Annotated in this window: 18 protein-coding genes; 9 read left to right on the forward strand and 9 right to left on the reverse strand. The window is 65.2% G+C overall.

Annotation, left to right across the window (positions count from 1 at the left end; genetic code table 11):
• Window positions 1–157 precede the first annotated feature (157 nt).
• Complete coding sequence (locus tag AC3WMU_RS00875) at window positions 158–934, forward strand: DODA-type extradiol aromatic ring-opening family dioxygenase (protein WP_035213525.1); 777 nt, start codon at window positions 158–160, stop codon at window positions 932–934.
• Window positions 935–1,015: 81 nt separating this feature from the next.
• Here the strand turns inward: AC3WMU_RS00875 and acnA are convergent, their stop codons facing one another.
• Both acnA and AC3WMU_RS00885 read right to left on the reverse strand, forming a co-directional pair.
• A complete protein-coding gene (gene acnA, locus AC3WMU_RS00880; protein ID WP_006225614.1) occupies window positions 1,016–3,721 on the reverse strand; it encodes an aconitate hydratase AcnA in 2,706 nt (901 codons plus the stop codon).
• A gap of 309 nt (window positions 3,722–4,030) precedes the next feature.
• On the reverse strand, window positions 4,031–4,960 hold the full coding sequence (locus AC3WMU_RS00885) for a LysR family transcriptional regulator (protein ID WP_424624868.1): 930 nt from the start codon (window positions 4,958–4,960) through the stop codon (window positions 4,031–4,033).
• A 160-nt stretch (window positions 4,961–5,120) separates the two neighbouring features.
• Here AC3WMU_RS00885 and AC3WMU_RS00890 point away from each other — a divergent pair, with 160 nt between their 5' ends.
• From AC3WMU_RS00890 to AC3WMU_RS00920, 7 genes are all read left to right on the forward strand, one after another.
• Window positions 5,121–6,008 carry an SDR family oxidoreductase gene (locus AC3WMU_RS00890; protein WP_424624969.1) on the forward strand — a complete coding sequence of 296 codons (888 nt, stop codon included), beginning with the start codon at window positions 5,121–5,123 and terminating at the stop codon, window positions 6,006–6,008.
• Window positions 6,005–7,507 carry an AMP-binding protein gene (locus tag AC3WMU_RS00895; RefSeq protein WP_492281651.1) on the forward strand — a complete coding sequence of 501 codons (1,503 nt, stop codon included), beginning with the start codon at window positions 6,005–6,007 and terminating at the stop codon, window positions 7,505–7,507. Before AC3WMU_RS00890 ends, AC3WMU_RS00895 begins: the two co-directional genes overlap by 4 nt.
• A gap of 98 nt (window positions 7,508–7,605) precedes the next feature.
• The gene (locus tag AC3WMU_RS00900) at window positions 7,606–8,589 is read left to right on the forward strand and encodes a Bug family tripartite tricarboxylate transporter substrate binding protein (RefSeq protein ID WP_492281652.1); all 984 of its coding nucleotides are present in this window, start codon (window positions 7,606–7,608) and stop codon (window positions 8,587–8,589) included.
• 161 nt (window positions 8,590–8,750) lie between these two features.
• A complete protein-coding gene (locus AC3WMU_RS00905; protein WP_035213473.1) occupies window positions 8,751–9,665 on the forward strand; it encodes a pirin family protein in 915 nt (304 codons plus the stop codon).
• Window positions 9,666–9,921: 256 nt separating this feature from the next.
• Window positions 9,922–12,138, forward strand: a complete 2,217-nt coding sequence (locus AC3WMU_RS00910; protein WP_492281653.1) for a TonB-dependent receptor — start codon at window positions 9,922–9,924, stop codon at window positions 12,136–12,138.
• Window positions 12,139–12,443: 305 nt separating this feature from the next.
• Complete coding sequence (locus tag AC3WMU_RS00915; RefSeq protein ID WP_234704808.1) at window positions 12,444–12,713, forward strand: toxin; 270 nt, start codon at window positions 12,444–12,446, stop codon at window positions 12,711–12,713.
• A complete protein-coding gene (locus AC3WMU_RS00920) occupies window positions 12,713–13,027 on the forward strand; it encodes a helix-turn-helix domain-containing protein (protein ID WP_035213531.1) in 315 nt (104 codons plus the stop codon). Before AC3WMU_RS00915 ends, AC3WMU_RS00920 begins: the two co-directional genes overlap by 1 nt.
• Before the next feature lie 42 nt (window positions 13,028–13,069).
• On the opposite strand, the gene AC3WMU_RS00925 is transcribed toward AC3WMU_RS00920, so the two are convergent.
• The 4 genes from AC3WMU_RS00925 to AC3WMU_RS00940 all read right to left on the reverse strand — a co-directional run bounded on the left by AC3WMU_RS00925 (window position 13,070) and on the right by AC3WMU_RS00940 (window position 18,501).
• Window positions 13,070–13,669 (reverse strand): transglycosylase SLT domain-containing protein, encoded by a 600-nt coding sequence (locus tag AC3WMU_RS00925; RefSeq protein ID WP_280026772.1) that lies wholly within the window; start codon window positions 13,667–13,669, stop codon window positions 13,070–13,072.
• Window positions 13,670–13,898: 229 nt separating this feature from the next.
• Window positions 13,899–16,490 (reverse strand): bifunctional aconitate hydratase 2/2-methylisocitrate dehydratase, encoded by a 2,592-nt coding sequence (gene acnB / locus AC3WMU_RS00930; protein WP_280026771.1) that lies wholly within the window; start codon window positions 16,488–16,490, stop codon window positions 13,899–13,901.
• Between the two features lie 222 nt (window positions 16,491–16,712).
• Complete coding sequence (locus AC3WMU_RS00935; protein WP_280026770.1) at window positions 16,713–17,627, reverse strand: FxLYD domain-containing protein; 915 nt, start codon at window positions 17,625–17,627, stop codon at window positions 16,713–16,715.
• Complete coding sequence (locus tag AC3WMU_RS00940) at window positions 17,617–18,501, reverse strand: FxLYD domain-containing protein (RefSeq protein WP_280026769.1); 885 nt, start codon at window positions 18,499–18,501, stop codon at window positions 17,617–17,619. Before AC3WMU_RS00940 ends, AC3WMU_RS00935 begins: the two co-directional genes overlap by 11 nt.
• Window positions 18,502–18,719: 218 nt before the next feature.
• Here AC3WMU_RS00940 and AC3WMU_RS00945 point away from each other — a divergent pair, with 218 nt between their 5' ends.
• On the forward strand, window positions 18,720–19,484 hold the full coding sequence (locus AC3WMU_RS00945; protein ID WP_006225626.1) for a TSUP family transporter: 765 nt from the start codon (window positions 18,720–18,722) through the stop codon (window positions 19,482–19,484).
• A gap of 34 nt (window positions 19,485–19,518) precedes the next feature.
• Here AC3WMU_RS00945 and AC3WMU_RS00950 read toward each other — a convergent pair whose 3' ends face one another.
• From AC3WMU_RS00950 to AC3WMU_RS00960, 3 genes are all read right to left on the reverse strand, one after another.
• Window positions 19,519–19,959, reverse strand: a complete 441-nt coding sequence (locus AC3WMU_RS00950) for a CBS domain-containing protein (protein WP_006225627.1) — start codon at window positions 19,957–19,959, stop codon at window positions 19,519–19,521.
• A gap of 92 nt (window positions 19,960–20,051) precedes the next feature.
• Complete coding sequence (locus tag AC3WMU_RS00955; protein WP_492281654.1) at window positions 20,052–20,996, reverse strand: LysR family transcriptional regulator; 945 nt, start codon at window positions 20,994–20,996, stop codon at window positions 20,052–20,054.
• Window positions 20,878–22,011: an acyl-CoA dehydrogenase family protein gene (locus AC3WMU_RS00960; RefSeq protein WP_492281655.1), complete on the reverse strand. Its 1,134-nt coding sequence runs from the start codon at window positions 22,009–22,011 to the stop codon at window positions 20,878–20,880. Before AC3WMU_RS00960 ends, AC3WMU_RS00955 begins: the two co-directional genes overlap by 119 nt.
• Window positions 22,012–22,019 lie beyond the last annotated feature (8 nt).

Genomic DNA, 22,019 nt, shown 5'->3' on the forward strand with positions numbered 1-22,019 from the left:
CGGTTCATGCGCTGTCATGGAGACCGGAGGGCATGCGTTGGCGCAGGTGTCCGAATTGATGCTTAGATGGCAACAGATTATCCCCGCGAAGGGGGTTTATTGCTGAATAGAAACATCCGAAAATGCTTTCATCGACTTGATCTATGGAGGCATCGCCATGCGCTGGCCTACGCTTTTCGTTTCCCACGGCTCGCCCATGCTGGCCGTCGAACCCGGCCTGACCGGCCCCGTGCTGGCGGACTGGAGCCTTGCGCAAGGCCGCAAGCCCCGCGGCATCCTGGTGGTATCGCCCCATTGGATGGGCGAAGGGCTGGCGCTGTCCACGCGTGACAAGCAGGTGGCCTGGCATGATTTCGGCGGCTTTCCACCCGAGCTCTACACCCTGCAGTACGCCGCGCCGGGTTCGCCCGAACTGGCGGCGCGAGTGCAGGCGCTGCTTGCCGAATCCGGGATCGCCGCTGAACGCGATCCGCGCCGGCCGCTGGATCACGGGGCCTGGGTACCGCTGCGCTACCTTTATCCCGAGGTCGACGTGCCGGTGGTGCAGTTGTCGCTCGACATGGGGCGAGACGCCGCGGGGCAACTGGAGTTGGGCCGCGCGCTGGCACCCTTGCGCGACGAGGACATCCTGATCATCGGGTCCGGGTCGTTGACACACAATCTGCGCCACGTGCGGATGCCGCAGAACGCGCCCGCCGTGCCTTACGTGCCGGCATTCCAGGACTGGTATGCGCGTAATCTGGCCGAGCACAACGTGCCGGCCCTGCTGGACTGGCAGACCCAGGCGCCTGGCGCCATGCAGGCCCATCCGCATGACGACCACCTGATGCCGCTGTACGTGGCGCTGGGGGCGGGTGGGGCATCAGCCAAGCGGCTGAACGACGAGATCTCGTACGGGGCGCTGGCGATGGACGCCTATCAGTTCGACGACTGAATCCGCCAATTGCCTGCGTAAAAAAAGCCCCGGAACCGCAAGGTTCCGGGGCTTTCCCTATTGCGAGGGCCGCGCGCGGGCTCAGGCGGCCAGCAGTTGGCGCAGCACGAAGGGCAGGATGCCGCCGTGCTGGTAGTAATCGACCTCGATCGGGGTATCGATGCGCAGCAGCACCGTCACGTCCTGCTTCGAACCGTCCTTGCGGGTGATCGTCAGCGTCACGTCCTGCATCGGCTTGATGCCGTTTTCCAGGCCCGAGATGTCGTAGGTCTCTTCGCCGGTGATGCCCAGCGATTGCACGCTATCGGCGCCCTTGAACTGCAGCGGCAGCACGCCCATGCCCACCAGGTTACTGCGGTGGATGCGTTCGAAGCTGCGGGTGATGACGGCCTTCACGCCCAGCAGCTGGGTGCCCTTGGCCGCCCAGTCGCGCGACGATCCGGTGCCGTACTCTTCGCCGCCGAACACCACGGTGGGCGTGCCGTCGGCCACGTACTTCATGGCCGCGTCATAGATGGACATCTGTTCGCCGGTGGGCTGGAACAGCGTTTCGCCGCCTTCGAAGCGGCTGCCGTCCGGCAGCGACGGGATCATCAGGTTCTTGATGCGCACGTTGGCGAACGTGCCGCGCATCATGATTTCGTGGTTGCCGCGGCGCGAGCCGTAGCTGTTGAAATCGGCCTTCATGACGCCGTTGGCCTTGAGCCACTTCCCGGCGGGCGAGGTTTCCTTGATGGAACCGGCGGGCGAGATGTGGTCGGTGGTGACCGAGTCGCCGAACACGCCCAGCGCGCGGGCGCCCTTGACGGCCGGCATGGCGGCCGGCGTCATGCCGAAGCCTTCGAAGAAGGGCGGCTCAGCGATGTAGGTCGATTCCGGCCAGTTGTAGGTGTCGCCGTTGACGCCCTTGATGTTCTCCCAGAGCTTGCCCGGGTTGCTCTTGACCTGGCCGTAGTTGGCTTCGAAGACCTTCGGGTCCAGCGCATGCTTCATCAGTGCTTCGACTTCTTCGGACGTGGGCCAGATGTCGCCCAGCCAGACGTCGCCGTTCTTGCCCTTGCCCACCGGTTCGGTCATCAGGTCGCGCGTGACGGTGCCGGCCAGCGCGTAGGCCACGACCAGCGGGGGCGAGGCCAGGAAGTTGGCCTTGATGTTCGGGTGGATGCGCGCTTCGAAGTTGCGGTTGCCCGACAGCACGGCCGAGCAGACGAGATCGTTGCCGGTGATGGCTTCGTTCAGGTCCGACGTCAGGTCGCCCGCGTTGCCGATGCAGGTGGTGCAGCCGTAGGCGGCCACGTCGAAGCCCAGCTTTTCCAGGTAGGGCAGGAGGCCCGTCTTGGTCAGGTAGTCGGTGACGACGCGCGATCCGGGGGCAAGCGAGGTCTTGATGTGCTTGGGCACCTTCAAGCCGGCTTCCACGGCCTTCTTGGCCAGCAGGCCGGCGGCCAGCAGCACGTTCGGGTTCGACGTGTTGGTGCAGGACGTGATGGCGGCGATCAGGATGTCGCCATTCTTGATCTTGGTGCCGGTGCTGGTCGTGAAGGTTTCACCCAGCTTTTCGGCGGGCTGGTTGAAGCCGTTCTCGGCGATGGGCTTGGAGAACAGGTCGATGAACGTGTTCTTCACGTTGCCGATTTCGATGCGGTCTTGCGGGCGCTTCGGGCCGGCCAGCGACGGGGCCACGGTGGACAGGTCCAGCGTCAGCAGCTTGGTGAAGTTGATGTCCTGGGCGGCCGGGATGCCGAACATCTTCTGGGCCTTGAAATAGGCTTCGAAGGCGGCGATCTCGTCTTCGGTGCGACCGGTGCCGCGGAAGTAGTCGATGGTGCGTTCGTCGACCGGGAAGAAGCCCATGGTGGCGCCGTATTCCGGCGCCATGTTGCCGATGGTGGCGCGTTCGGCCACCGTCAGGCTGGCGGTGCCTTCGCCGCAGAATTCGACGAACTTGCCCACCACTTTCTCACGGCGCAGCATTTCGGTGATGGTCAGCACCAGGTCGGTGGCGGTGACGCCGCCGCGCAACTGGCCCTTGAGTTCCACGCCCACCACGTCGGGCGTCAGGAAGTACACGGGCTGGCCCAGCATGCCGGCTTCGGCTTCGATGCCGCCCACGCCCCAGCCCACCACGCCGATGCCGTTGATCATCGTGGTGTGGCTGTCGGTGCCCACCAGCGAATCGGGGTAGTAGACATTGTTCTTCTTGTCCTGATGCACGCCGCGCGCCAGGTACTCCAGGTTGACCTGGTGGACGATGCCGAAGCCCGGAGGCACGACGCCGAAGGTGTCGAACGCCTGCATGCCCCACTTCATGAACTGGTAGCGCTCCTGGTTGCGCTTGAATTCCAGCTTCATGTTCAGGTCCAGCGCATTCTTGGTGCCGAAATAATCGATCATGACCGAGTGGTCAACGACCAGGTCCACCGGCACCAGCGGTTCGATGCTCTTGGGGCTCTTGCCCATCTTGTCGGCCACCGAGCGCATGGCGGCGATGTCAGCCAGCAGCGGCACGCCGGTGAAGTCCTGCAGCACGACGCGGGCCACGACGAACGGGATCTCGTCTTCGCGGCGGGCATTGGCCTGCCAGTTGGCGAGCTGCTTGACGTGTTCTTCCGTGACCTTCTTGCCATCACAGTTGCGCAGCACGGATTCCAGCACGATGCGGATCGACACCGGGAGCCGCTGCACATCGATGCCGAGGGACTTGCCCAGCGCCGGCAGCGAGTAGTACTGACAGGATTTATTGCCGATCTTGAAATTCTTGAGAGTATCGAGGGTGTTGTGCGGCATGATGGACTCCGTGGTTTTGCCTGGCTTGCTGTTCCCAAGCGCAGGCGGCATTTTTTGGCGTTTTGGCGCGTTTGTCATTGTAGGGGAGACAAGCCCGTGCGCGTCCTTATGTCTTATATCTTATATAAGACTTGGGTGGCGCGTCAAAGTTCCGCCCCTGTTCCGGAAAGCGGCAGCCGGAACTGCTGCAAAACCCCTACTTTGGCGGACAAGGGCCAAGCCTGCAAGACCCCGCGGTTTTACCAAAGAAGTCCTACCGTTGCATGGCGGGCCGCGCCGGGGGCCGGGGGCCGGCGGGGCGGGGGCGTTTCAGGCGAGGAATTCGCGCAGCAGGGGCTCGAGTTCGGCTTTCAGGTAATCCACCAGGGCGCGCTGGGCGGTGGACGGGTAGGGGGTGGGCGAGGTCAGGATGAAGAGCTTGTCGCCAGGCCCTTCTGCCTTGTAGGCGGGCAGCACCTCGCGCAGCCGCCGGGCCTGCAGGTCGGGCTGCACGATGTAGGCCGGCAGCAGCGCCACGCCCGCGCCGTCGCGGGCCGCCTCGGCCAGGAAGGGGAAGTATTCGGATTGCAGCCGGGGCGCCAGCTTGATCTCGTAAGTTTGCCCTTTGCGGTGCAGGCGCAGCGTCGCCTGGGGCTTTGGGCCGGGCGGGCAAAGAAAGTCCAGCCGCCCCAGGTCGCGTGGATGCGCGGGCGTGCCGGCGCGCTGCAAATAGGCCGGGGCGGCGCATAGGTGCCATTTCACGTCCCCCAGTTCGCGCGCCACGTAGTCCTGCGGGGGCGTCGAGACCACGCGCAGGGCCACGTCGATCTCGGACGAGATCAAATCGCTGACCCGGTTGGAAAACAGCACGCGCAGGCTCAGGCTGGGATGCGCCAGCGCGAAGCGCACCAACAGCGGGCGCAGCGCATCCAGTTCGCCCAGCCCGGTCGGCAGCGACAGGCGAACGTGGCCGGTGGGTTCGGCGCCCAGCTTCTGCAAGGCGTGGCGCGCCGATTCCACCTCCCGGGCCATGCGGACGCCGTGCTCGTACAGCACGCTGCCCTGATGCGTGAGTTCCAGGCGGCGGGTGGTGCGTCGGATCAACTGCGCCCCGAATGCCCGCTCCAGTTTCTGCAGATTGCGGCTGACGTGGGATCGGGTGACCCCCTGGCGCGACGCCGCTTCGCTGAGCGTGCCCGCTTCAACGATGGTCACGAACAGCTGGATCAGGTTCAGGTCTAGCGTGGGCAAGGTGGATATGGGCGTCGTCGATTGTTGCCTATGAGGAAACAGAGTTTACTCAGAGTGGAGGATTGTCGCGATATCTACGCGTTGATATTCTGGCTCTGAACCGCATCGGCACCACGCGTCCGGTGCCGGCAATTCCAACGACAACAGGAGACAAACCATGCCGCAAAGCATGTTCCGGGCGGATTTGTTCCGCGGCCAGCGCATCCTCGTCACTGGCGGGGGAACCGGGCTGGGCTACGCGATGGCCGATCAATTGGCCTCCCTGGGCGCCACCGTCCATCTGTGCGGACGCCGCTTGTCCGTGGTCGAAGAAGCTGCCGCCGCACTGCGCGCCAGGCACGGGGGCGAGGCGCATGCCCACGCGGTGGACATCCGTGACGCGGACGCGGTCGACGCGATGGTGGAGGGGATCTGGACCACGCACGGGGGCCTGGACAGCCTGATCAACAACGCCGCCGGCAACTTTATCAGCCCGACCGAAAAGCTGTCGGCGCGCGGCTTCAACGCCATTGCCGATACGGTGTTCCGCGGCACGTTCTATACGACGCAGGCCGTGGGCAAGCGCTGGATCGCCACCGGGGCGCGAGGCGCCGTTGTGTCCATCGTCGTGACCTGGGTCTGGACCGGATCGCCGTTCGTGGTGCCTTCGGCCATGTCCAAGGCCGGCATCGACGCGATGACCAAGTCATTGGCGGTTGAATGGGGCCGGCACGGGATCCGCATGAACGCCATCGCGCCGGGTGTGATCCCCACGGAAGGCGCGACCGCGCGGCTACGCCCGAATGGCGACGGCCAGGACGCGCTGATTCAGCAGAACCCCATGCGGCGATTGGGCACGGGGCACGATATCGGGGAACTGGCAGCCTTTCTGCTGGGGCCCGGCAACGACTGGATCAACGGCCAGACGATTGCGCTGGACGGTGGCGACTATCTGGCCAACGGTGCGTATTTCAAACAGTACTTCGAATGGACCGAGGAAGACTGGGCTGCCGCGCGCGCCGCGATCGAAGCGCGAACCGCGCAGGACAAGGCGCTGCGCGCCGGGAAGCCGGCATGAGCGGACTGATCATCGCGGGCGACCTCCAGCTTGACCGCGACGCGCTCGCCGCGCGAGGCGAGCAGGTGGCGGCGGGGCTGGCGGCCATGGGCATACGCGAAGGCGACGTCATCGCGGTGCTGCTGCGCAACGGCATGCCCTATCTGGAAATCATCCAGGCCTGCAAGCGGCTGGGCTGCTACTACTGTCCGATCAATTGGCACTACACGGCCGAAGAGGTGGCCTTTCTGGTGAACGACAGCGGCGCGAAGTTGTTGATCGGCGAAGACGACCTGTGGCGCCAGGTATGGGCGGCGCTGCCGGCCGGCCTGCCCGTGCTGCGGGTCATGGCCGACGCGGGCGCGGCCTTCGAGGCCAACGACTACGAAGCCTGGCGTAACGCCCAGCCCCGGTATGACGGTCCGCTGGTCGCGCCGCGCGGCCACATGGCCTATACGTCGGGCACGACGGGGCGCCCCAAGGGCGTGGTGCGCCAGCCTTTTCCGGTGGACCGGCTTGCCGAGCACCTGGCGGCCGTGGAGGCTGTGGTCGAGCAGGCCTACGGCTTGCGCCAGGGGAGCCGCGCGTTGTTGCCGGCGCCGATCTACCACAGCGCGCCCAGCGTCTTCGCCCAGGTGGCGCTGCGCGTGTGCGACACGCTGGTGCTGACGCGGCGTTTCGACGCGGTCGAGGTCTTGCGCCTGATCGAGCAGCACCGCATCGATACGATCTACCTCGTGCCCATCATGTATGTGCGCCTGCTGAAGCTGGATGCGCAAACGCGGGCGTCATTCGATCTGTCTTCGCTGCGCTTCGTGGCTTCGACGGGCGCGCCCTGCGCCCCGGAACTCAAGCGCGCGATGATCGACTGGTTGGGGCCGGTCGTGCATGAAACCTACGCGTCCAGCGAAGCGGGCATGGTGACCGCGATCGATTCGCATGAAGCGCTGGCCAAGCCCGGCAGCGCGGGGCGGCCGATTGGGCCCGCGCAGGTGCGCATTTACGCGGAGGATGGCTCGGTGTGCGCGCCCGGCCAGGTCGGCCGCATCTACGTGCGCCAGCCGGCATATGCCGACTTTACCTACCGCAACCATCCCGAGGCGCGGCAGGCGGTCGAGCGCGATGGCCTGATCGGGCTGGGCGACCTGGGGTACGTCGACGAGGACGGCTATCTCTTCGTATGCGACCGCGAATCGGATCTGGTGATTTCGGGCGGCGTGAACATCTATCCGGCGGAAATCGAGCACCACCTGATGCAATACCCCGGCGTGGCCGATTGCGCGGTCTTTGGCGTACCGGATCCGGAGTTCGGCGAACGCCTGCTGGGCTTGGTCCAACCTGCGCCCGGGGCCGCGCTGGACCTGGAAGACGCCATGACTTGGCTGACCTCCCGGATCGCCCGCTACAAGGTTCCGCGCGGGCTAGAAATGCGGCAAGCGCTCCCACGCGACGACAACGGCAAGATCGCCAAGCGCCGCCTGCGGGCGGAATTCTGGGAGGGCCACGCGCGCAAGGTGTAGCGGCCCGGTGCGGCCATTGCGAAAGGCCGCCGTCGCCGTCGTCCAGTCCCTTCAGGCAGTACCCAATACAAGAGTCGGTAAAGACTCGGGAGACAAGCATGTTGCAGATGAATCGTTGGTTCGGCCGCGCCGCGGCCGCCATGCTGGTGTGCGCCGCAGGCGCCCCGCAGGCCCTGGCGGCATTCCCCGACAGGCCCGTCAAACTGGTGGTGCCCTACACGCCTGGCGGCGCGGCGGATCAGTTGTCGCGCGTGTTGGCCGAGCGCCTGTCGCGCGAGCTTTTTCAGTCGGTCGTGGTTGAAAACAAGCCGGGCGCCAACACCATGATCGCCGCCACCCAGGTGGCCCGCGCGCAGCCCGACGGCTATACGCTGTTCCTGGCCAGCAACGCCAGCATGGTGCTTAACCCCATGCTTTATCAGAAGATTTCCTACGACGCGGCGCGCGATTTCCGCGTGCTGTCGGTGGTGGCCGAGTTGCCGCTGGTGGTTGTGGCAAACAACGAGGTGCCTGCCACGACCTGGGCGCAGTTCGTCAGCTATGCCAAGGCGCGCCCCGGCAAGTTGAACTATGCGTCGGTCGGGATCGGCAACCCTCTACAGCTTGCGACCGAATTGCTCAAGATACGCACCGGCATCGATATTGCCCATATCCCGTACAACGGCAGCGCGCCCGCGCTCAGTTCATTGATGGCTAACGACACGCAACTGATGGTCGACGTTATCAGCACGTCCTTGCCGCTGGTGAAGGAAAACAAGATCAAGGCGCTGGCGGTGACCACGGCCGAGCGGCTGCCCGTGCTGCCGGACGTACCCACCGTGGCTGAAAGCGGTTTTCCGGGCTTCCGCGCGGCGACGTGGTTCGGCGTTGCCGTGCCGCTGGCCACGCCGGCCGCCGAGGCCAAGGCCCTGCAGGATGCCGTGGCCCGCGTCATGGCGCAGCCGGATTTCCGGGAACGCTTCCAGACCCTGGGGCTGATGATCCAGGCACCGCGCGATCAGGCTGAGACCGACCGGTACGTCGCCGAAGACCGCGAACGCTGGGGCGCGGTGATCCGGGCGAACCAGATCAAACTGGACTGAGCAGATTGGCCGGCGTCGCGGCGACTGCGGGGAAATGGGGGATTGCGCGGGTTACGCGGAACCCATAAGCTTCGCGTCAGCTAGGGCCTGTCCACGCAAAAGGGAGCTTCCTTTTCGCGTGTACAGGCCCTAGCGTCACTCCCTCATCAGGCAGCACTTTTTTGACTATCCATCTCAGTAGCGTCGTTGCCGGCCAGCCCCAGTCAGCGGGCGAGGCCTGCACTCTCCGCCAGTTCCTGCATACCGATTTCTCCCATAGCCCGTCGCCCGTCGTCATGGTGGATCACTTCATCATGACCGGCCCCACGGCCGCGCCCCTGCCGTACGCCGGCCTGTGCGCCGCCACGCTCCTATTGGAAGATGCCAAAGGCGTCATGCAATGCCGGGACAGCGCGGGCAACGACCATGAGGCGAGGGCGGGCGACCTGCATTGGACGGTCGCCGGCAAGGGCATCCTGCGCACGCAGCAGCCGACGGGCCCGGCCCGCTTGAACGGGCTGCGCATCGCCTTGAACCTGCCGGACCGGTTGAAGACCCTGCCACCGGCCGTGTCGCTGTTGCGCGCCTGGGAGATGCCGGTCATTCAGACGGACGCCGGCCGCGTCCGCGTCGTGGCAGGCAGCCACGGCGGCTGGCAGTCGCCGCTGGCCACCCCCGAGGCGCTGATGATCCTGGACGGCTGGCTGCGCCCGGGCGCGACCCAGCTGCTTCCGCTTGCGCCCGGCTGGAACGCCTGGGTCTACGCCGTACAGGGCGAGCTGGGGGTGCGTGCCCGGCATCGTCGACATGGAGTGCCGCCCTTGCCGAAGCGGCAGGGTGGGGACCCGGATTTTGCCGTGCTCCGAGAGGGGGCCGCGTTGGCGGCATCGGCGACATCCGCCGACGATGAAGGCGTGCTGCTGCTGATGGCGGGCAAGGTGCCCGCCCATTTTGTGTTGATCGCCGGCCCCGCCGTGGACGAACCCGTCTTTCGGCACGGCCCGATCGTAATGGCGAGTCAGCGGGACCTGACGCGGGCACTGGCCGCCTACGAGGCGGGCGACTTCGGACAGTTGCGGCAGGACCAGGCGGCTTGACCCTGCCGCCATAAGGGGCGTTTGTTGCGTGGAGACAACGAACCGTCTTTCTATTATTGGGGACGTAATGATAATGATTCTCTGTTTGATAAGATTTCTTGCGTAAGACCTCAAGACCCCTTGGTGAACGGGCTCGGCAAGGCCGTTCCGGCCTTGCGGTGGTGCGACTGATCAGCCGTTTTCCGTGCGTGACCCATCGGGATTTTGCGTTTCTTTGCGCAGCGACGCGCTTCTCTTGCCCCCTCTCGATCCCGATATGAAAATCAGAACTCTTGCCTGCGTGGCCGCTACGCTGCCGTGCCTGGGCGTCGTCTACGGTCAAACCGCACCCCAAGCCCAACCCGCCGCGCCCAACGGCTCTGTCGTGTCGATGGAAGCCATCAAAGTCGAGGCCAGCGCCGATGCGTCGGCCGGCGGCCTGGCTGCGCCCTTTGCGGGCGGGCAGGTGGCCACGGGCGGCCGCGTCGGCGTGCTGGGCACGCAAGACAACCTGAGCACCCCGTTCAGCATCACCAGCTATACGAACGAACTGATCCAGGACAAGCAGGCGCGCAGCGTGGGCGACGTGCTGCAGAACGACTCGGGCGTGCGCGTGGCGCGCGGCTTTGGCAACTTCCAGGAGTCCTACTTCATCCGCGGCTTCATCCTGAGCTCGGACGACGTGGCCTACAACGGGTTGTACAGCCTGCTGCCCCGCCAGTACATCGCCACCGAACTGTTCGAACGCGTGGAAGTGCTGCGGGGCGCCTCGGCGTTCCTGACGGGCGCGACGCCTGGCGGCGGCGGCATCGGCGGCGTCATCAACCTGGTGCCCAAGCGTGCGCCGAACGAGCCGCTGACCCGTGTCACCACCGGCATTTCCAGCGGCGGCCAGTTCCAGGTGTCCACCGATATCGCCCGGCGCTTCGGTCCGGACGACAGCACGGGCATCCGCTTGAACGCGGCACAGCGCAGCGGCGATACGGCAATCGATGACGAACATTCCCGCACCAGCCTGGTGTCGTTGGGCCTGGATTGGCGCTCGGCCGATACGCGTTTGTCGGGCGATATCGGCTGGCAGGAAAACAAGCTCAAGCGCGCGCGTCCGAACGTGACGATGGGGGCAGGCGTGACCAGCGTGCCTGACGCGCCCGACGCCAGCTCCAACTATGCGCAACCGTGGTCGTATTCCAACGAGCGCGACTTTTTCGGCACCGTGCGCGCGGAACATGACTTCAGCGACAAGCTGACCGGTTGGGCCGCCTATGGTTTCCGACGCAGCGATGAAGCGAACTCGCTGGGCAACGTGACCTTGACCAACGGCAGCACGGGCGCGGGCAATTTCTACCGCTTCGACAACACCCGCGAAGACAGCGTCAACACCGGCGAACTGGGGCTGCGCGCCAAGGTGCGAACGGGTCCTGTGGGCCATGAGTTCGTCGTGTCGGCGTCCTTCTTCGATCTGAAGAAGAAGAACGCCTACATCATGGATTACGCGAACACGTTCGCCACCAACATCTATGACCCGGTGTCTTACGACAAGCCTGCCTTCAGCGCCGGTGCGCTGCGTGGCAACGATATCGACAATCCTGCGCTGCAAGGGCGCACGCGCATGAGCAGCTACGCCCTGGGCGATACCTTGTCCTTCCTGGACGACAAGGTGCTGCTGACCCTGGGCATCCGCCATCAGCGCCTGTCGCAACGCGACTACGCCTACAACACCGGTAAGGAAAATGGCGCCTATGACGCCAGCCGCAATTCGCCTGCCGCCGGCATCGTGTTCAAGGTGGCGCCCAGCGTTTCGCTGTATGCGAACTACATTGAGGCGCTGGTTGCAGGACCGACGGCGCCTGCGAACGCCAACGGCCGGCCGGTGCCCAACGTTGGCCAGAGCCTGCAGCCATACGTGTCCAAGCAAAAGGAAATCGGCGTGAAGTACGAAGGCGACGGGCTGGGCGCCGGTCTGGCGCTCTTCTCCACGGACAAGCCGCGCGCGATGTACAACGCCAGCAACGAGCTGACGACCTCGGGCAAGGACCGCCATCAGGGCGCGGAATTGACCGTCTACGGCGAACCCGTCAAGAGTGTGCGCGTACTGGGCGGCCTGACGTGGCTGGACGCCGAGCAGCGCTCGACCGGCACGGCTTCGCTGGACGGCAACCGCGTGATCGGCGTGCCGCGCTTCCAGGCCAACATGGGCGTGGAATGGGATATTCCGGGCGTCCAGGGCCTGGCTGTAGACGGCCGCGTGGTCTACACCGGTTCGTCCTATGCGAACGATGCCAACACCCTCAAGGTCCCCGGCTGGACCCGCTTTGACGCCGGCCTGCGTTACATGGTGGACGTCGACGGCCACGTCGTGACCCTGCGCGCGCGCGTGGAGAACATCGCCAACCGCAACTACTGGTCGTCGGTGGGCGGCTACCCGGGCAACGGCTACCTGGTCCTGGGCGGTCCGCGCACGTTCCTGCTGTCTGCCAGCATGGACTTCTGATCGCGACCGGCATGAGCCGGCATGCATTCAAAACCCCGGCGCCAAGCCGGGGTTTTTGCTTTCTGCGCCGGCTTTCCGACTTGATGCGCGTGAGTCTTTGCGCCCAATAGTCCGATATTTTGGTAGATGGGCTTGTACCTGTGTAGTGGGATCGTCACCCTCTGGATGAACCCGCGCCTCTCCGGCCGCCGCGTTGCGGCGCTTATGGAAATATACGCAGATAACGTACAATTATGCAGGCACTATTTGTCGAGCTACCCCCGTTTCAGCGCCATCGATCCACCTACTTGGATGGCACCGGATTCTTGGCCTTGCAAGTCATGTTGCTGCGCAATCCAACGGCCGGCGAGCTGATACAAAAGGCCGGCGGCCTTCGCAAAGTCCGCTTTGCCGACTTACGCCGGCAGAAGGGCAAGCGAGGCGGTCTTCGCGTCATTTATTACTGGTGGTCCGGGGGGGCGCAGTTCTGGCTCTTCACCGTTTATGGCAAAGACGAGCAGGACGATCTGAGTGCTGTTCAACGAAAGGCACTTGAGGGGCTGTTGGCAGCCGAATTGAGAGAAAGGACATGCTGATGAAACGCGACATTTTTGCCGAGCTGACTGAAGGGTTCACGGCGTTGGCTGACGAGCGCAACGGGAAGGCCACGCTTAGGTCGCATAAGGTCCGCTTGAGCGAGCTGGCGGCGATTTCGGCGGACGAACTGGTCGCCATCCGGGAGCGCCTGAATATGTCGCGGCCGGTGTTCGCCATGTACTTGCGGACCAATGCTCGTACGCTTGAAAACTGGGAGCAGGGCAGGGCAAAACCCAATGCTCAGGCGACAACACTCATCCGCTTGGTGGAGAAGTACCCGGAAACGGTGGAACATTTGGCGGCACTGGCTTGAGCGGCAAGCCGGTCCCCGAGTGCCGGCGCTAAGGCCGCCTCTTCACCAGAACCATCCCCCCCGCGTCAGATCCGCCTCGCAGCTCTTGTACTGCGACGTGAACTTCTCCGCGCGCGCCTGCACCTTTTGCGACACCGTCTTCAGCCATGCCTTGCGGTCGTAGCTGCGGTTGCGGTAGCCCGTCCAGCCTTCGTGGTAATTCAAGTATTGGCCGTAGGCATCCCACTTCGATACCCCGTTGATGCGCTGCGACTTGCTCATGTACCAGCCCATGAAATCCAGCGCGTCGGCGAAGTTGTCTCGGCTGGAGCCCCAGCCGCCGGCCTCTTTCTTGTAGTCGGCCCAGGTTTCGTCCTTGGCTTGCGCATAGCCGTAGGCGGAACTGACGCGGCCCCAGGGGATGATGCCCAGGAAGTAGTAGCGGGGCGGCACGGCGTCCTGCTTGAACGAGGACTCCTGGTACATCATGGCCATCGGCACCGGGACGGGGGCGCCCCACTTCTTCTGCACTTTCAGGGCGGCGTCGTGCCAGTCGGGCTTTTCGCGGAAGATCGCGCAGATGTTCTCGGGATTGGATGGCGGCGCGGTGGCGCAACCGGCAAGCGCCAGCAGTAGCAGCGGCGGCAGCAAAAGCCGGGTCATTGGCAGGCGTCCTCCTGGATAAGGGGGGCGCAGGGGGCAAGCCGCGCCGGGTTAAGGGCCAAGTGTCACAAGGTAGCGCGATTGTATGAAAACGTATCGCCGGAAAAGTTCCGTCCCTGAAATTTTTTGACCCGCTCGGTCGGCATCCGTTTGCGGCGGCCAAAGAAAAACGGCCCCGGATCGCTCCGGGGCCGTCGTGCAGGCTGGAAACCTGGCTATCGCGCGAGGCTTAGACCTCGATCACGTCCGCCACGTCCTTGTAGTCCGCGATCTTGTCGAAGTTCAGGTATTGGTAGATCTGGTCGCCGCTCTTGTTGATGACGCCCATATCTGCCATGTACTCGTCCTTGGTCGGGATGCGGCCCAGCTTCGAGCAGATGGCGGCCAGCTCGGCCGAACCCAGGTACACGTTCGTGTTCTTGCCCAGGCGGTTCGGGAAGTTGCGGGTGCTGGTCGACATGACGGTCGCGCCTTCGCGCACTTGTGCCTGGTTGCCCATGCACAGCGAGCAGCCCGGCATTTCCGTGCGTGCGCCGGCCGTGCCGAAGACGCCGTAGTGGCCTTCTTCGGTCAGTTGCGTGGCATCCATCTTGGTCGGCGGGGCGACCCACAGCTTGACCGGGATGTCGCGCTTTCCTTCCAGCAGCTTGGAGGCTGCGCGGAAGTGGCCGATGTTGGTCATGCAGCTGCCGATGAACACTTCGTCGATCTTGGCGCCGGCGACTTCCGACAGCGTCTTGACGTCGTCCGGGTCGTTCGGGCAGGCCACGATGGGCTCGTGCACGTCGGCCAGATCGATTTCGATGACGGCGGCGTATTCGGCGTCGGCATCCGGAGCCAGCAGCTGGGGATCAGCCAGCCAGGCTTCCATGGCCTTGATGCGGCGGCCCAGCGTGCGCTCGTCTTCGTAGCCGTTGGCGATCATCCACTTCAACATCACGATGTTGCTGTTGATGTACTCGATGATCGGTTCCTTGTTCAGGTGCACCGAGCAGCCGGCGGCCGAACGTTCTGCGGAAGCGTCCGACAGTTCAAAGGCTTGTTCGACCTTCAGGTCGGGCAGGCCTTCGATTTCCAGGATGCGGCCGGAGAAGATGTTCTTCTTGCCTTGCTTGGCAACCGTCAGCAGGCCTTGCTTGATGGCGTACAGCGGGATGGCGTTGACCAGGTCGCGCAGGGTGACGCCAGGCTGCAGCTTGCCCTTGAAGCGGACCAGCACCGATTCCGGCATGTCCAGGGGCATCACGCCCGTGGCGGCGGCAAAGGCCACCAGGCCCGAACCGGCCGGGAACGAGATGCCGATCGGGAAACGGGTGTGCGAGTCGCCGCCGGTGCCGACGGTGTCGGGCAACAGCATGCGGTTCAGCCACGAGTGGATCACGCCATCACCCGGGCGCAGCGAAATGCCGCCGCGGGTGCTGATGAATTCCGGCAGCGTGTGATGCGTCTTGACGTCCACGGGCTTCGGGTAGGCGGCGGTGTGGCAGAACGACTGCATCACCAGATCGGCCGAGAAGCCCAGGCAAGCCAGGTCTTTCAGTTCGTCGCGGGTCATCGGGCCGGTGGTGTCCTGGCTGCCGACCGAGGTCATCTTCGGTTCGCAGTAGGTGCCCGGGCGGATACCGCGGCCTTCCGGCAGGCCGCAGGCGCGGCCGACCATCTTCTGGGCCAGCGTGTAGCCGCGGCCGGTGTCGACCGGATCCTTGGGCAGGCGGAACAGCGTCGACGGGGCCAGGCCCAGCGCTTCGCGCGCCTTGCTGGTCAGGCCGCGGCCGATGATCAGCGGAATGCGGCCGCCGGCGCGCACTTCGTCGAACAGCACGTCGGACTTCACTTCGAATTCAGCGATGACTTCGCCGTTCTTCAGTGCCTTGCCTTCGTAGGGGCGCAGTTCGACCACGTCACCCATTTCCATCTTGGAAACGTCGAGCTCGATCGGCAGGGCGCCGGCGTCTTCCATCGTGTTGTAGAAGATCGGGGCGATCTTGTTGCCCAGGCACACGCCGCCAAAGCGCTTGTTCGGCACGAAGGGGATGTCTTCGCCCGTGAACCACAGGACCGAGTTGGTGGCCGACTTGCGCGACGAACCCGTGCCGACCACGTCGCCCACGTAGGCGACCAGGTGGCCCTTTTCCTTCAGCGATTCGATGAACTTGACCGGGCCGCGCTTGCCGTCTTCTTCCGGTTCGAACGCGGCGCCGTCGCGCTTGTTCTTCAGCATCGCCAGGGCGTGCATCGGGATGTCGGGGCGGGTCGTGGCGTCAGGCGCCGGCGACAGGTCGTCGGTGTTGGTTTCGCCCGGCACCTTGAAGACGGTGATGGTCAGGCTTTCCGGCAGTTCCGGACGGCTGGTGAACCATTCGGCATCCGCCCAGCTTTGCAGCACGGACTTGGCGTTGGCGTTGCCGCGGTCGGCCTTTTCCTTCACGTCATGGAAGGCGTCGAACATCAACAGGGTCTTTTTCAGCGCATCGGCGGCGATGGTGCCGATTTCCGCATCATCCAGCAGGTCGACCAGCGGGCCAATGTTGTAGCCGCCGAGCATCGTGCCCAGCAGTTCCGTCGCCTTGGCACGGCTGATCAGCGCACAAGCTTCCTTGCCCAGCGCCACGGCGGCCAGGTAGGACGCCTTGACCTTGGCGGCATCGTCCACGCCGGCCGGCACACGGTAGGTCAGCAGTTCGACCAGATTCTGCTCCTCGCCAGCAGGCGGGTTCTTCAGCAGTTCGATCAGTTCAGCGGTTTGTTTAGCCGTAAGGGGCAGCGGGGGAATCCCCAGAGCCGCGCGTTCGGCAACGTGTTGGCGGTAGTTATCCAGCATGTGAGGCCTGCTCAAAGTCGGGTTGGAAGAAGGGTTGTTGGCGGAATTGTAGAGGGAAGAGGGGGGCGCAAGCAAATGTCTTATATCTTATATAAGACTTGGGCCGATAGCTGTTGCTTGCGGGCGACGGCGTGCGGGCGGCTGTGCGGGGCGGGCAAGAAAAAGGCGGCCCCGTGAGCCGCCTTTTTCGTCAGGCGCGCAGAGGCGGCGCCCGTTCCCGGCTTAGCGAGCCACGGCGTCGTAGACCAGGCCTACCCGGGCGAAATTGCCGCCGTATTGCTTGACCTGGGCTTCGAATGGCGCGCTCTCGCCCGGCTTGAGCTTGGGCAGCCGCAGTTCCTTGAACGTGGCGCCGGACAACTGGTCCTGGGCGTCGTACAAGCTGATCCAGACCCGCACGTTGTCGACCTCCGCCTGGTCCTCATTGCGTACCCGGCCGTGGACGGTGACGTACTTGTAACGGTAGCGGTAGCTGAAATTGAGGGTGCCTGTGCCGATGTTGGCCTCGGTGTTCTCCACCGTGACGGCCAGCTTGGGGCGGGGGCCGGGCATCGCAGCGCGCTTGACGGGCCGCCAATCCGCCTTCATCTCGGTCACGCGGTCATAGCGGCCGCCCGGCAGCGCCACCGGCACCCGCTCGCCCGGATACAGGTGGGTAGGCAGTTCCCATTCCTGGCGCAAGTCCACCGCGCGCGACCCGTCGAAGACGGCGATTTTCACCCGTGGCGACAGGGCCACATAGGTGTCGCTGGTGTTGACGAGCTCGGTATACAAAACGGGGCGTTCGATTTCGTCCAGCAGCCGGCGCGGCGCGGACAGGCTGAACGCTTTCGGGTCGAACAGGGCAAAGTCCGGGTCCAGCAGTTCTTCGGTGGTCAAGCGCACCTGGTCGATGACCCGGGTATTGGCCGGGCTGACCCGCACGATGCGGCTGGCAGGACCCGCCTCTTTGGGCGCGGTGTCCTTGGACGAGGCCGCGGCTTGCGGCGCGGGGGCGGGCGCGAATTTCTGCATGGCCCAGGGCCCCACGGGGGTGTGCTTGTACAGCGCGAAGCCAATGGCGGCCAGGATGATCAGCACCAGCCCGGCCTTGGCCGGCCGGGACAGGGGTTTCGCTTCGGAGCGGTCAGCGTTCACTTTGCACCATGTAATCGTAGGACGCGACGTTGCCGTCGCCGAGCATCTCGCAGTGCACGTCGAACGACGTCAGCGCGCCGGGCGCCAGAGGGCTGGCGGTGGCGTAGCCGTTGCCGGTGCCGATCATCGCGCCGTCGTCGCCGTAGAGGATGACGGTGATCTGGGTGCTGTTGGCCTCTGTCGCGCCCTGGTTCTTCAGCAGGCCGACCAGCCGGTACGACCCGTCGTTGCGCACCAGTTGCACCTTGCTGGGCGCCACATCGTTGTTCTTGCCGCGCGCGGGCGAGGGGGTGGCGACTTCCAGCGTGTAGCGGCTGTAGGCCTTGTCCGGCACGGAAATCAGCACGGGGGCGTATTCGCCAGGCTGCAAGCTGCGCGCCGAGGGCGACCCCCAGGACGACGACAGCGTCAATTCGCCCTGGAAGAAGGTCGCCGTCACGCGCGGCGCGTCGATCTTCTTGCCGGTCTCGTTGCGCATCATCATGACAAGCTGCTTGCGGCCGCGCTGCTGTACCTCGCGCACGTCGGTCAGCTTCACCAGCGACGCATCGATCGGCGGCGGTTGCACCAGGCGTTGCGGCACCGGCGAACGGCCTGAACTCAGCAGCGAGGCCACCAGGGGAATGGCGATCACCGCCGCCACGGCCAAGCCGATGGCCGCCAGCACGGCAGGCTTGACCTGCGGCGTCGGGCTGGGTTGCTGCATGCCGCGCAGGATCTTTTCCAGCCGCTGGGCGACATCGTCCTCTACCAGCGTCAAGGCGTGGCAGTGGTTGCAGCGGTATTCGTTGGGGGCCAATTTGGTGAACTGAGCGCTGCCGCAAGTCGAGCAGGTCAGGGTCACGGTATTGATCGTGGTGTGTTTGGGCGTCATTCAGGCGAGGTCTAACCGGCAAGGACTGACAGGGCGGCAAGAATAGCGGCAGTCCGTCGGGGACGGGGTGCAGGGACGCTTCTATTTGTGACAAGATATGTGATTGCGGCACGCGCGACGCCGGGAGGGGGCGCCGATACCCCGGTGATATCATCGCCGCCTTGGAAAGCCCCGCGCCGCGCACGCCATCCGTGCCCGCCCTCCGACATCCCCGACGCATGAGCATCTCCCAACATCTGCTGTTCCTGGCCTGCGTGGCGCTTGCCACCTATGCCCAGACCATGACCGGCTTTGCGTTCGGGCTCGTTCTGCTGGGGTTGTCGGGCGTATTCCAGTTGGCGTCGGTGTCCGAAGTGGCGAACGTGGTCAGCGTGCTGTCGCTGGTGAATGCCGCCGTGACGCTGGCGCGCGCCAAGCCGCAGGTGAACTGGTCGCTGATGGGGCCGGCCATGACGGCCAGCCTGGTGGGAGTCGGCGTGGGCGTGGCCGTGCTGACGTGGATCAGCGGGTCGACGACGGTGCTGCTGCAACTGCTGCTGGGTGTCACGATCCTGGCTTGCGCCGTCCTGCTGGTGGCGCGCGCCAAACCGCTGGAGCGGCTGTCGTCCAAGGCGTCATTCGTATTCTTCGGAGGGATATCCGGCGTGCTGGGCGGCTTGTTCTCAAGTGCCGGCCCGCCGATGGTCTATCACCTGTATCGCCAGCCCTTGCCGCTGGCGTCCATCCGCAACAGCCTGCTGGTGCTGTTTTCGCTGAACGCCGTGGTGCGCTTGGGCCTGGTGACCGGACAAGGGGCGTTCATGGCGTCGTCGTTCTGGCTCAGCGTGCAGGCATTTCCGGTCGTGATCGCCGTGACCTGGGTGGCGCGCCGTTATGGTTCGGCAGGTTCGATGAAGACCATCAAGCGCATGGTCTTTGTGCTGCTCTTGGCCGCCGGGTTGGGGCTGATCGTGCCGGCGGCGCGGATCCTGGCGGCGGGCTGACCCGCCGCTTGGCCATCGGCGCCGCGGCAATGCGTCAGGCGTGGCCGCCGCTGATGTAGCGTTCCAATTCGTGGATGATGAACTTCTGTTCGCTCATGACGTCCTTGACCAGGTCGCCAATGGACAGCAGCCCGATCAATTTTTCATTGTCGATGACCGGAAGATGGCGAAAGTGCCGCTCGGTCATCATGGCCATACAGTGCTCGCGCGTATCGCCGGGACCCACGTAATAGACCGAGTCCGTCATGATGTCGCGCACCTTGGTGCTGCGCGACGAGCGGTCTTGCAGGACGACTTTGCGGGCATAGTCCCGCTCGGACAGCATGCCCAGCACGGTATCGCCCTCTACGACCACCACCGCGCCGATGCTGCGCTCGGCCATGGTCTTGATGGCGTCGTACACCGATGAGTCCGGTGAAACCGTTACGACGGACTGGTTCGGCTTTTCCCTGAGAATCTCAGCAACTGTCTTCACGATGTGCTCCCGAATCGCTGGCAAGGTTCAACGTTGGACCGCGCGCCGCACGCCCAGCCCCGCGGGGTGCTGTGGCGCGACCATGCTCCATCCTAAGCCTGCCGGCCACCTTGCCGCAAGCGCGGCACCGGATATTTGGCGGGCTTGTCTCGGAACGCCTGGCTGGCCATCTCGCGCAGGTTGCGCGCGGCGCTGCGTTCCGTATCGGGATTCCATGCCAGTGACATGCCGATGGAAGCATCGGCAGGGAAATCGGCCAGCGTCTTGTAGATCACATTGGGCCCGGGATGGCGACGGCTGCCGGCGGGTACCAGCGCCACGCCCAGCCCGCTTTCTACCAGGCTCAGCAGCGTTTGCACCTGCACCGCTTCCTGCGTGATGCGGGGCGTGAAGCCGCGCAACTGGCAGGCGTTGATCGCCGCCATGCGCAAGCCCGCGGCTTCCGTCGCGGTGTACATGATGAAGGCCTCGTCTGCCAAGTCTGTCAGCCGGATGCGGCCGCGCCGCGCCAACGGATGCCCCTTGGGCACTGCCAGCGCGAAATTCTCGGTGGTCAGCGGGGCCAGGCGCACGTTTGACCCCATGGCCACCGGCACGCGCACGATGCCGACCTCCAATGTGTCTTCCGCCAGGTCCTGCATGATGCGGATTGAGGTCGCTTCACGCAGCACGACCGTCACGCCGGGATAACGTTGGCGAAAGAGAGGCAGGATGCGCGGCAGGATGCCGTGCGTGGCGGACCCCACGAAACCGATTCGCACGGTGCCGCCTTCGCCCGCCGCGCCCGCGCGCGCGGCCAGCCGGAACTGCTCGGCATGGAACAGGGCGCGGCGCGCTTCGTCCAGGGCGGCAAGGCCCGCTTCGGTCAATTGCACGCCTTGGCGGCCGCGCACGAACAGCGGCACGCCCACCATCTCTTCAAGCTTGCGGATCGAGACCGACAGCGGAGGCTGCGACATGTGCAGCTTTTCCGCCGCGCGATGGAAGTTCAGCGTCTCGGCAAGAACCAGGAACTGTTGTAGATGGCGGAAGTCCATGAAGGCGGCCCGGGAGGATGGTTCCCGTGGATGATACGGCGCGCAGGTAGGTCAGCGCATCCGCGCCGCTGGCCAGCGCATGGGCGCCGATGCGTTCGTGCCAATAGGATTCCGACCCGCCGGCCAGCCGCCACTCGCGCAGCCGCCGGGTGTACAACTGCAAGTCGTATTCCGCGGTGACGCCGAGTGCGCCATGCACCGCGTGCGCGATGTCGGCGACGACAGGCGCAGCCAAGCTGGCGCGTGCCTTGCCCATCGCGGCCAGCATCGCCTGTGGCCGGCCGCCTGCACCTTGGAACGCCAACTGCGCGGCCATGCGGACGGCCCAGACCTGTTCGGCCATCACACTGATCTGCTGCTGCACGGCCTGGAAGCGGCCGATGGGCTTGCCGAACTGCGCCCGCGTGTTGGCGTAGTCCAGCGTCAGCGAGAGCACTCGGTCCATGGCGCCGGCCATCAGGCCGGCATAGGCGGCGGCCGCCAGTTCGTCCAGCAGACTGCCGCTGCCCAGGCATTGCGCATCGGCCAGTGCCCACGAGGCCTCGCCGTCCAGGCTGCCATGCACGCCGTTCGGTTCGACCTGGCCGGCTTGCGTGGCCAGCAGCCAGGCTTGCCCGTTGATGTGTGCCAGGACGTTGTCCGCCACGCGGACCCACGGCACGTTGGCGCCCATCACGCGTCTGCCCTGGATCGACAGGCCGTGCGGAGCGATGGCGATCGATCCCGTTGGCCGTGCGCGGCCCGCGCCGGCAAGCCACGCGCGCGCCAGCATCGTGTGCGCGATCGGGTAGGGGCAGAGGTGGCGGCCGGCGGCCAGCATCACGGGCAGCGCATCGGGCAGGTCCAGCCCAGCGCCGCCCTGCGCCTCCGGGACCAGCGCGTCGGCGAACCCGGCGTCTTCGCAGGCTTGCCACGCGGCGGCGGCTGGTTGGCCTTGTTCAATGCCGCGAATCAGCGCGGGCGAGCAAGTCTGGGCGAACAGGCGTTCAGCGGCGTCGCCAAGCAGAGTGTCCATGATGTTCG

The organism is Achromobacter sp. FW305-C-13, assembly GCF_058783475.1.